The organism is Winogradskyella sp. A3E31 (assembly GCF_046720935.1).
GTDB lineage: Bacteria > Bacteroidota > Bacteroidia > Flavobacteriales > Flavobacteriaceae > Winogradskyella.
Genome location: NZ_JBHNWH010000002.1, coordinates 285,224 through 297,419, shown reverse-complemented (window position 1 = coordinate 297,419; position 12,196 = coordinate 285,224). Strand labels below are relative to the sequence as shown.

Below are 12,196 nucleotides of genomic sequence, written 5' to 3'. Positions count from 1 at the left end.
TAAAGATCAAAAAAAGTTTATGATCGACACATCTATTGATAGTAATATTGATTTAAGGAAAGTAAAAATTGGTAATGAAGATTATTTCAAAATTACCAATTCCGATAAAATGAGACCCTTCTTTATGAGCATCGTCAGTGATTCTAATCACTGGATGTTTATATCTAGTAATGGCGGATTAACCGCAGGACGTAAAAACTCTGAGTTTTCTTTGTTTCCCTACTATACTGATGATAAAATAACTGAGTCAGCTGATATTACAGGTTCTAAATCTATTTTTCAAGTTCATAAGAATGGGGATACATTTATTTGGGAACCATTTTCGGTTCGGGATGAAGATAAATATCAAGTTCAAAGGAATCTTTACAAAAGCATATACGGCAATTCAATAATTTTTGAAGAAGTCAATTTAAATTTAGATCTGACTTATCGTTACCAATGGTGTTCTAGTAACGCCTATGGATTTGTTAGAAAATCGAAGCTTATCAATAGTGGAAACACATCAGTAAATGTTTCGATTCTAGATGGTATTCAAAACGTATTGCCTTATGGGGTTGGTAGTGATCTTCAGAGCGCAAGCAGTAATCTTGTAGACGCCTACAAGCGAACCGAATTGATTAAAGAGACAGGGGTTGGTATCTTTGCTTTGAGCGCCATTATTGTTGATAAAGCAGAGCCTAGCGAAGCATTGAAAGCTAATGTAGCTTGGTCACTTGGGCTAGACAATCCTAAGTATCTGTTGTCGTCACTTCAGTTAGATGCTTTCAGAAATGAATCCCAGATAGAAACAGAAAGGGATATCAAAGCAGAAAAAGGCGCTTATTTTATCAATGCAGGCCTAAGTCTAAATAAAGGTGATAACAAGGAATGGTATATCGTAGCGAATGTTAATCAAAACCATTCGTCAATTGTTGCATTATCAAATAGTATTAAATCAGATGGAGTCTTAAAAGAAAAGATTAATTATGATATTCGTTTAGGAACCGAGAATTTAATTGCTTTAAACGCAGCTTCTGATGGGCTGCAATTGACTAATGACGAATATAAGGATACAAGGCATTTTGCGAACACGCTTTTCAATATTATGCGAGGAGGTATTTTTGATGATGGTTATACAATTGAAAAATGGGACTTTAAAAACTATATAGAAAATGCCAATGCTGATGTTGCAAATAGAAATTTGACGTCCATAAATGAATTGCCAAATTCATTCCTCTTAGAGGATTTAAAAGCTATTGCTTCTTCTAGTGCAGATTCGGATTTTGAACGTTTGTGCTTAGAATACATGCCTCTTAAATTTAGTCGAAGACATGGTGACCCTAGCCGCCCTTGGAACAAGTTTTCTATTAATACCAGAAGTGAGATCGACGGGTCAAAAATATTAGATTACGAAGGAAATTGGCGAGATATCTTTCAGAATTGGGAAGCCTTAGCACATTCTTATCCTGCGTACATTGAAAGTATGATTCATAAATTTTTGAATGCAACGACTTTCGATGGTTATAACCCATATCGGGTTACCAAAGGTGGTTTTGATTGGGAAACTATTGAACCAGACGATCCATGGTCCTATATTGGCTATTGGGGGGATCACCAGATTATTTACCTTTTAAAATTCTTGGAGTTTATTGAAAAGTATCAGCCAGGCAAACTTCAGTCGCTTTTTAATAAAAATGTATTTGTTTACGCCAATGTGCCATACAAGATTAAGGACTATGAGGATTTACTCAAAAACCCAAAGGACACTATAGAATTTGATGAGGAATTAGATTCTGAAATCAGAAAAAAGAGAGATAAGATTGGTGCAGACGGAGCATTATTGACTGCTTTAAATGAAGAAACAGTCAAAGTCAATTTTATCGAAAAAATCTTGGCAACAGTTTTAGCCAAATTATCCAATTTTATTCCAGAGGGAGGCATTTGGATGAATACTCAGCGACCCGAATGGAACGATGCTAACAACGCACTAGTCGGTAACGGAGTATCTATGGTAACTCTATATTACTTAAGACGTTTTTTAAAGTTCTTTGATGAGATATTTACTAATGCAGATAATGATACAATCGAAATTTCAAAGGAGTTAGGCGAATTTTTCAGTACTGTAATAACCACTTTTGAAACTCATAAAGGACTACTAAACAATAGTATTGACGACGTAACACGAAAACAAGTTTTAGATGCATTAGGAAAAGCTGGTAGTGATTATAGAAGCCAGGTCTATAAAAACTCATTTTCTGGAGAAAAGATAGCTATTGATAGTAATGAATTAAAATCGTTTACATCTACAGCGATTCAGCATTTAGAACATTCTATAAATGCAAACAAGCGTAATGACAATTTATACCATGCTTATAATTTAATGACGGTCAATGAGGATGATAGTGTTTCGATTTCATATTTAGATGAAATGCTCGAAGGCCAAGTCGCAGTGTTGAGCTCAGGTTATCTGTCTTCAAAAGAAAGCTTGAAGGTTTTAGATGCCTTGAAAAACAGTAAATTATTTAGAGAAGACCAGTACAGTTACATCCTCTATCCTTATAAAAGCCTCAAAGGCTTTATGGATAGAAATAACGTTCCCAAAGAGTCAGTACACTCTTCGGAGTTACTTAAGAAACTAATAGATGATGGTAATTCACAAATTATTGAAAAAGATTTGAATGGGGATTACCACTTCAATGGTAATTTTAAAAACGCTGCAGATTTAAACAAAGCCTTAAATCAATTAGAAGATTCAAAATATTCGAGTCTAATATCTAAGGACAAAAAGAGAATACTTCATATTTTTGAAAATGTTTTTAATCATAAAGCTTTTACTGGTAGATCAGGGACATTCTATGGTTACGAAGGGCTTGGGTCTATTTATTGGCACATGGTGTCTAAACTGCTTTTGGCTGTGCAAGAATGCTGTTTAAAGGCTGTAAAGGATAATGAAAGTGATGAGCTTATAGGAAAGCTTTTAGACCATTATTACGAAATCAATGCGGGTATAGGGTTACATAAATCACCAGAGTTGTATGGTGCATTCCCTACAGATCCATATTCACATACTCCAGCAGGAAAAGGAGCGCAGCAACCAGGAATGACAGGACAGGTTAAGGAAGATATTCTCAGTCGTTTTGGGGAGCTTGGTGTTTTTGTAGAAAAAGGACAACTTTATTTCAATCCATGTTTATTACAAAAAAGTGAATTTTTAGAGCTACCGAAAGAGTTTAATTATGTTGATGTTAATAGCCAAAAAAAGAGTAACAGGCTATCTAAAGACGAACTAGGGTTTACCTATTGTCAAATTCCAGTTGTTTATAAAATAGGTGATTCACCTAACATTGAGGTTAAATTTAATGATGGGCAATTAGGGGCAATAGATGGATTGAGTTTAACAATGGAGTTAAGTCATGAAGTATTTAACCGTACAGGTAAAATCACTCAAATACAGGTTAACATTCCAGAAACGTATTTAAAGTAAAAACAGTATGAGTATTAGAGCATTCATATTGGTTTTACTTTCAACTGTTTTTATAATGTCGTGCAAAGAAGAAAAAAAAGAAAAAGCCTCAAAAGAACAAATACAAAAAACAGTGACAGCGAAGGATATATTAGGAAACCCAGATTACTTGGCCATCTCGTATGGTGGTTATCGAGAAAAATCAAGGGATAGTCAACCGACAATAACCGAGCTGAAAGAGGATTTGAAAATTCTTTCGGCTATGGGCATTAAGGTGTTGCGTACATATAACGTCCAACCTAAGTTACCGCATGCATCAAATGTATTAAAAGCTATTTCAGAGCTAAAATCAGAAGATGAAAATTTTGAAATGTATGTGATGCTTGGCGCATGGATAGATTGCCTAAATGCCTGGACAGACAAAACACCAAATCACGATGTTGAGAGCCCAAATAATAAAGGCGAAATAGAAAGAGCCGTGGCTTTGGCAAATAAATATCCTGATATCGTAAAAATTATTGCTGTAGGTAATGAGGCTATGGTAAAATGGGCTACTTCTTATTACGTTCAGCCCAGTGTTATTTTAAAATGGGTGACTCACTTGCAAAATTTGAAGAGCGAAGGAAAACTCCCAAAAGATTTATGGATTACGAGTTCGGACGATTTTGCATCTTGGGGCGGTGGCGAAGAACAGTATCATGTCAAAGACTTAGATAGTCTTATTAAGACAGTAGATTATATTTCGATGCATACATATCCCTATCATAACACTCATTATAATCCAGAGTTTTGGGGTATTCCAGAAGCACATTTGGGCATGCCAGATACGACCAAAATTCAGATGGCAATGGAAAGGGCAATTAAATTTTCTCAAAAGCAATTCGACAGTGTTGCCAATTACATGAAGAGTATTGGAGTAAATAAACCTATCCACATCGGAGAAACAGGATGGGCAACAGTTTCTAATGGACATTATGGTAATAATGGGTCAAGAGCAACGGGCGAATATAAACAAGGGCTTTATTACAAACTTATGAGAAGATGGACAAATAGAGTGGGTATGTCTTGTTTCTATTTTGAAGCCTTCAATGAGCAATGGAAAGATGCTCAAAATCCTAGTGGTTCAGAAAATCATTTCGGTTTGTTTACTATAGAAGGTAAAGCAAAATACCCAATATGGAATCTAGTTGATAAAGGCATTTTTGACGGGTTAACCCGAAATGGTAACCCAATAACAAAAACATACAACGGAGATAAAGAGTCACTTTTAAAAGATGTTTTGGTACCTCCAACAAAATCAGAAATAATGGCAAATCAATAGTTGATAAAATGAATATAATATGAAAACCATTCAGCCTTTTGTAACCTTATGTATACTAGTATTTATGGCAAGTTGTAGCGAAACTAAAAAAGAATTGAACGTGAAAGTGTATGAGACTTCTGCAAGTGGAAATCAATTGACATTAATAGATGATTTTGAGGTTTCTAATGATACTTCCAATATAACCTTGAATGCGGATAAGGAATTTCAGACCATCACAGGATTTGGTGGGTCTTTTACAGAGTCATCGGCATATTTGTTAAATAAGCTAAGCAAAAAAAATAGAGATACCATTCTTCAGGCATATTTCAGCGAAAACGGAGCAAACTATACATTGACAAGAACGCACATTGCCTCTTGTGACTTTTCGTTAAATAATTATACGTATGCGCCTGTTGAGGATGATCTAAAATTAGAGAGTTTCAATATAGACGAAGACCGTGACGATTTAATTCCAATGATTAAAGACGCTATGGCGATTTCAAAAGAAGGTTTCGAGATAATTGCCTCGCCCTGGACTGCACCGCCTTGGATGAAAGACAACAAGGAATTTGTAGGCGGAAAACTATTGCCCAAATATTACGATACGTTCGCCTTATACTTTTCAAAATACCTTGATGCGTATAAAGCTGAAGGGATTGATATTTGGGGATTAACACCAGTTAACGAACCGCATGGAAATGGTGACAATTGGGAAAGTATGCACTTTACACCGGAAGAGGAAACCGACTTTGTAATGAATTATTTAGGACCAAAATTAGAAGCGGAAGGAAAAGGAGATGTGAAAATTTTAGGTTATGACCAAAACAGAGATGGCTTAAATGAATGGGTTGATGAAATGTTTAAAAACGAAGAAACCTCAAAATATTTCGCTGGCACTGCAATTCACTGGTATGAAAGTACGTATGAGGTCTTCCCAAAAGCATTACAATACGCACACAACAAAGCGCCAAATAAATACCTCATTGAAACCGAAGGGTGTATAGACTCTGAAGTACCGGCATGGAAAGATGATAAATGGTATTGGAGTAAAGAGGCTACGGACTGGGGTTATGATTGGAGAGAAGATGAAAAAAAATATTTGCATCCAAAGTATGCTCCCGCAAATCGTTATGCAAGAGATATTATAGGGTGTTTAAACAATTGGGTCGATGGCTGGGTCGATTGGAATATGGTTTTAGATAGACAAGGAGGCCCAAACTGGTTTGAGAACTGGTGCGCAGCTCCTGTCATTGTAGACCCTGATGCTGATGAGGTATATTTTACTCCGCTTTATTATGTTATGGCGCATTTTAGCAAGTATATAAGACCTGGGGCTAAAGTCATTGAGGCAAAACAATCCGATAAGGATTTGCAAGTCACAGCTGCCAAAAATCCAGATGGATCAATAGCAGTGGTCGTGTTTAATGAAGGTATGGAGCAAAAGTTCTTTAATCTTAGTCACAATGGCATAACCAAATCAATATCAATTCAACCCCAAGCTTTGCAGACAATTATACTAAACTAACTAAACAAACAGAAACGATGCCAACAATTAAAACAGCCACGAGGGATAAGGTTCCTTTTTTACAAAAGACAGCATTCGGTTCGGGTCACTTGGTTCTAAATTTACTACCAGGTGCTTTAGCCGTTTTTATGTTCTTTTTAGTAACTGCTTTTGGGATGGATCCCTTTTTAGCAGGTTTATTAGGTGGTTTACCAAGAATATTTGATGCCCTTTCTGATCCAATTATGGGTTTTATTTCGGATAACACCAAATCGAGATGGGGGAGACGGCGTCCGTATATTTTCTTTGGTGCAATTTTAAGCGGGATATTATTTGCCTTATTGTTTCAATTAAGTGAAAACAATTCGGTGATGTTCAATTTTTGGTATTTCCTTTTAATGTCACTATTATTTTTGGTTGGTAATACCATGTTCGCTACTCCTTTAGTGGGGTTGGGTTATGAGATGACTTCAGATTATAATGAGCGAACACGCTTAATGGCATTTGCTAATACGGTTGGTCAGATTGCTTGGATGCTCGTGCCTTGGTTTTGGGTGGTCATTGCGGATCCTACTGTTTTTCCTATTAGTGACGAAACATTTAGGTTAATAGGAGAAATGGGTCTTACAGGAGATGAACTTCAGAAGGTTACAGATGAAAAACTACAAGCAACTGGAGTCAGGCAATTATCCCTAATGGTAGGTTTAGTCTGTGCTGTACTGGGCATTTTACCGGCATTGTTTTGTAAAGGAATTGATGCAGGGAAAATGGAAAATAGAAAAGAAATAAGTCTGCGAACATTAAAATCGAGTTTTAAGGAGTTATTTGCTGGTATAAAACAAGTATCTAAAAACAAGCCATTTATGAAGTTATGTGGTGCTACATTTTTAGTGTTTAACGGTTTTCAGATGGTAGCGTCTTTTAGCTTTTTTATTATTGTTTTTTATATATATAATGGTGATTATGGCATGGCTGGTACTTGGCCGGCATGGTTTGCGTCCTTAACTGCTGTAGTTACTGCTTTTATGGTCATTCCAATTATTTCAAAGATATCAGACAAATATGGTAAGAGAAAAGCCTTTATTATTTCTACTATTATTTCAATAGTCGGCTATTGTCTTAAATGGTGGGGATTCGATAATTCATTAAATGCTCAATTCAATGAATCTAGTACTGGGCAAGGTCTTAACAATTTTGTTGCATCCATTTTTGAAGCTATAAACCCATTTTTGGATAGTATTGGCATGTCTTGGTTTAGTATGGATACCAGCCAAGGTGGCCCTTGGTTAATGTTTGTTCCGATCCCACTTATGGCTTTTGGGTTGGGGGGACTGTTCACTTTAATGATGAGCATGACTGCCGACGTTTGTGATCTGGATGAATTAGAAAATGGTATGCCTAGGAAGGAAGGGACTTTTGGAGCTATCTATTGGTGGATGGTTAAATTGGGTCAGGCCATAGCTTTAGTGCTTGGTGGTGCTATTTTAACGCTTGTTGGTTTCGATGAAGGCGCGGTATCTCAGACTGCAGAGACTATGATGAAGTTAAGAATCGCAGATATTGTCATTCCAGCACTTACGGCAGGTATAGCTGTTTGGGTCATGTGGAAATATAGTTTAACTGAGAAAAGGGCGAGAGCCATAAAAGAAGAACTTGTTGAAAGACGAGGGGAATTGTAAATTTTTAAAAAATAGAAATGTCATATAGAGAAGAATCATATTACAAATACAAAGGCTATAGTCAAATTGCTACACAAGGCATCGATGTATCGAATATATCAACAGAAGATTTAAAAAGGTTATGGCATAAAACCATGCAAGAAGGCTTTCATGGTATATGCTTCAGTATGTACGAAGATGGTCAAAATCCAGGTGATGATATTAGTTTTGAGCAAGTAGAGCGACGTGTAAAAATTTTACAGCCTCATGTTAAGGCTATTCGTTCTTTTTCTTGTATTGAAGGTAATGAACACGTGCCTGTAGCTGCAAAAAAGCAAGGGTTAAAAACACTCGTCGGAGCTTGGTTAAGCGACGACAAAGAGGATAATGAAAAAGAGATTGAAGGATTAATTTCATTGGCTAAAGCTGGTCATGTGGATGTGGCAGCTGTTGGTAATGAAGTATTATATCGAAACGATTTAACCTTAGAGGAATTACTAGGTTACATTAAGAGAGTAAAACATGCATTGTCTGGTTTAGATATTCCTGTTGGATATGTAGATGCGTATTATGAATTTTCTCGTCATCCAGAAATCGTTGAACATACCGATGTGCTCTTAGCAAATTTATACCCTTTTTGGGAAGGTTGTCCAATTGAATATGCACTTGGTCATATGCAGGGTATGTATGGTGAAGTAGTTGACGCAGCACAGGGAAAACCAATTATTATTACTGAAACAGGTTGGCCTAGTGAAGGAGGTAGTTTTAAAGGTGCCGTTGCTGGTGATGAAGCAGCAATGAAATATTTTATCGACACCGTAAACTGGACTAAAGAAAACGATATACCAATTTTCTATTTTTCATCTTATGATGAGTCTTGGAAAACAGGTGATGAAGGAGATGTTGGCGCTTATTGGGGGCTTTGGGATAAGCATGAAAAGTTAAAATATTAATATTTTACAATACACTAGAGTATAAAACCACAACATTACCACAACATTGTAAGAGAGCGTAAACTCAGTACTTCAGTGTAAGTACTGCAAACACTAGTGGTTTTAGTGGGGCTTAACAATTAAGAAAAAAATTGATAATGTATAACTGATGTTTGGTTTTATTTAAGAATATCCAAAAAAATAACCTTTATATTTAAAAGATTAGCAAAAATTTAAAATTAACTAATAACTAAAAACAAATTATTATGAAAAAAATTACTTTTTTATCCTTTTTATTAATTGCAGCTTTTAGTTTTTCCCAAGAGCTAGTAACTAATGGGGATTTCGAAACAGGTGTAGCTACACCGTGGTATGGAAATGCTGCAAATGTTGTTGACGATGGTGGTGGCAATTTTGTTAATGAAGCAAATGTGACAGCTGCTGGAACCCCTTTTTCTGTAAATTTAAGTCAAGAAATTGTGTTAACTAGTGGTCTAACTTACGAATTGACATTTGATGCCTATACAGATGCAACTACTGGTACAAGAGGTATGGTTGTAGGATTAGGTCAAACAGCTGCTCCGTTTACTGCTATTACTGAGAATCCAGTTTTGACAGATACACCTCAGACTTTTACTTACACTATAACAATAAATTATGGTGACGGTGTACCAGATAGAGTAATATTTGATATGGGTGCAGAAACAGGTTTCGTTTTTATAGATAATGTGTCTGTACAAGAAACAGTGGATTTATGCAACGATGGAATTCTAAATAACGGTGAAACACAAATTGATTGTGGAGGCCCAAATTGTGATGCTTGCCCTAATCCGCCAGCAGGACCACCAACTGTTCCACCAGCAAGAGATGCTATGGATGTTAAGTCTGTTTATAGTAATAGCTATACACAAGAGCCAACGGATGGATTTCAAACATTTGGAAGTGCAGTGGTAACTGAGTTAGATTATTCTGGTAATACAGTTCTTTCGGTGACAACACCAGACAATGGATCTGGATTACAGTATCAATATTTTGGGACCACACCCCCTTATCTTGATTTATCAGCAATGACAAATATGCATATTGACTTTTTCTTTGAAGGGTCTCCATCTGCAGTTGGAACAATTTTTATTGTAATTGCACAATATTCTGATGGAACTAACATTCAAAAGAATTTTGATGTTACTTCTTTAGCGTCTGGGACATGGCATGAAATGGATGTTCCTTTCGCAAATTTTGATGGTAATCCAGGATATGCACGAGATGAAATTCAGCAAGTTATTGTTCAAGTAGCTGGTGCTGATGGTTCACTTGTTGGACCGTTTTATGTAGATAATTTATACTTCCACAATAATATGGTCCTAAGTGCTGATAGTTTTGATTTAGCCAATATAAATATATCTCCAAACCCTACAAAAGACAGTTGGAATATTACAGGTCTAAATACAACTATCAATACAATTGAAGTATTTGACATTTTAGGTAAGCGAGTCCAAACCATTACACCAAATAATACAGAGGTAACAATAGATGCCAAAGATTTAAAATCTGGTATCTATTTAGCAAAAATGTATTCAGATAATGGTACAAAAACTATTAAATTAGTGAAGGAGTAACCACATAGATTATTATAGTATTTAGCAAACAAAAAGGCGCTCAATGAGCGCCTTTTCTATTTATATATATTTTAGCAATTAGCTGTTATCATCATTATCTACTTCTTCTACAGCCTCTTCAACTGATTCGCCAGCTTCTTTAGTTTCCTCAACAGCATTGTCAATAGATTTTCCGATAGACTCTAATCTACCTTCGGCTTCATCTGTTTCTGCCTTTACTTCAATTTCTACTTTCTTTTCTTCTGTTTCTCTACAAGAAGCTATTGTTACCACAAATGCTAATGCTAAAACGGTACTTAATACTTTTTTCATAATTATAAATTTAAGTTGTTGATTATTACAAATAATGGCCTTAAGTGCGGGTTTAGCAACTCTATTGCCATTTTGTTTGCCTTATATACGTATGTAATTGAGGATTTGGATGACGGCACCACTATTTTCTTTAACAAATTCGGTATTTCTGCTGCCAATCTCTTCTGCTTTTTCTGGTTGCTTTAAAAGCATTGATAATGTATTCGATAGTTCATGTAGGGTACTTACTGCTATAATTCCACCACGCTGTACTAGAACTCTTGCTTCAGGAAATTTATCATAATTTGTCCCTATAATCACAGGAATGCCAAAAGCTGTTGGCTCTAAAACATTGTGTAACCCCGTATCTCCTGCTGCACCACCAACATAGGCAATATCAGCATAGCTATACACTTTGCTCAGGTAACCAATAGTGTCTAGTATAAATACTTTAGCAGATCTCAAGTCTGAAGATTCCATTTGAGAATAAGCAACGGTTTTATCATTTAATTGTGATTTCAGTTGCTCTGTATAATTTGGTTTTACATTATGCGGAGCGATTAAAAACTTAATGTCCAATGACGTTGATGCATTAATAAATGGTATAAATAATTTGTCGTCCTCTGGCCAGGAGCTGCCAAAAACAATAAGTGGTTTTGAATTTTTAAACTGTTCTACAAAGTCAACCGTATTATCTGCCTCTAATTGATTTGAAACTCTATCAAAACGAGTATCCCCAGAAACAGTTGTTGCAGAATAACCCAAACTTTTGAGAAGCTCTTTTGAGTGTGCATCCTGAACAAAAATATGCTCAAAGGCAAAGAGCGCTTTGGTCATAAAACGACCATACCACTTAAAGAAGCTTTGGTCTTTTCTAAATACAGCAGAAATTAAGATGGCTCTTAAGTTTCTTAGCTTCATTTCATTCAATAAGTTAGGCCAAATTTCATACTTAACAAATATGATGAAGTCTGGGTGAACTGCATCGAGAAACGCCTTAGCATTAGATGATGTGTCTAAAGGAAGGTACACGACCACATCTGCAAGAGGATTATTTTTTTTGATTTCATAACCTGAGGGAGAGAAAAAAGAAAGCACTATTTTGTGATTAGGGTACTGTTCTTTTAATTTTTCAAAAACAGGGAGGCCTTGTTCATATTCACCCAATGAAGCACAATGAAACCATAGTGTTCTGTCATCTTTACGTATTGACTTTTTTAACTTTGAGAATGTTTCTTTACGACCGACTTCTCCAAGCTTTAATTTTGGGTTGAAAAGTGCCAATAGCTTAATGAGAAGCCTTGCTATATAAAGTCCTATGGAATAAAGGGTCTTCACTATGGTGAATTTACTGCTAAAATACATTTCTTTAAAGAATTGACATTGGTATAGCGCTTAGATATTTCGTATTTTCGCTACGTACCTTAGATAAGGTAAACGATTAGAAAAC

At 35.8% G+C, this 12,196-nt stretch carries 8 protein-coding genes; 6 read left to right on the top strand and 2 right to left on the bottom strand.

Annotated features, from left to right (window positions below; all coding sequences use genetic code 11):
• Positions 1 to 19 precede the first annotated feature (19 nt).
• The 6 genes from ACFEMA_RS03825 (at position 20) to ACFEMA_RS03800 (ending at position 10,455) form a co-directional block, all read left to right on the top strand.
• Complete coding sequence (locus tag ACFEMA_RS03825; RefSeq protein ID WP_411766683.1) at positions 20 to 3,463, top strand: hypothetical protein; 3,444 nt, start codon at positions 20 to 22, stop codon at positions 3,461 to 3,463.
• A gap of 7 nt (positions 3,464 to 3,470) precedes the next feature.
• Complete coding sequence (locus tag ACFEMA_RS03820) at positions 3,471 to 4,763, top strand: glycosyl hydrolase family 17 protein (RefSeq protein ID WP_411766682.1); 1,293 nt, start codon at positions 3,471 to 3,473, stop codon at positions 4,761 to 4,763.
• A 19-nt stretch (positions 4,764 to 4,782) separates the two neighbouring features.
• Positions 4,783 to 6,270, top strand: a complete 1,488-nt coding sequence (locus ACFEMA_RS03815) for a glycoside hydrolase family 30 protein (RefSeq protein WP_411766681.1) — start codon at positions 4,783 to 4,785, stop codon at positions 6,268 to 6,270.
• Positions 6,271 to 6,287: 17 nt separating this feature from the next.
• On the top strand, positions 6,288 to 7,928 hold the full coding sequence (locus tag ACFEMA_RS03810; RefSeq protein WP_411766680.1) for an MFS transporter: 1,641 nt from the start codon (positions 6,288 to 6,290) through the stop codon (positions 7,926 to 7,928).
• Positions 7,929 to 7,945: 17 nt separating this feature from the next.
• Complete coding sequence (locus tag ACFEMA_RS03805; protein WP_411766679.1) at positions 7,946 to 8,860, top strand: glycosyl hydrolase family 17 protein; 915 nt, start codon at positions 7,946 to 7,948, stop codon at positions 8,858 to 8,860.
• Positions 8,861 to 9,105: 245 nt separating this feature from the next.
• The gene (locus tag ACFEMA_RS03800; protein ID WP_411766678.1) at positions 9,106 to 10,455 is read left to right on the top strand and encodes a T9SS type A sorting domain-containing protein; all 1,350 of its coding nucleotides are present in this window, start codon (positions 9,106 to 9,108) and stop codon (positions 10,453 to 10,455) included.
• A gap of 78 nt (positions 10,456 to 10,533) precedes the next feature.
• Here ACFEMA_RS03800 and ACFEMA_RS03795 read toward each other — a convergent pair whose 3' ends face one another.
• On the bottom strand, positions 10,534 to 10,767 hold the full coding sequence (locus ACFEMA_RS03795; RefSeq protein WP_411766677.1) for a hypothetical protein: 234 nt from the start codon (positions 10,765 to 10,767) through the stop codon (positions 10,534 to 10,536).
• Between the two features lie 81 nt (positions 10,768 to 10,848).
• Positions 10,849 to 12,084, bottom strand: coding sequence for a 3-deoxy-D-manno-octulosonic acid transferase (locus tag ACFEMA_RS03790; RefSeq protein ID WP_411766676.1), 1,236 nt, complete (start codon positions 12,082 to 12,084; stop codon positions 10,849 to 10,851).
• Positions 12,085 to 12,196 lie beyond the last annotated feature (112 nt).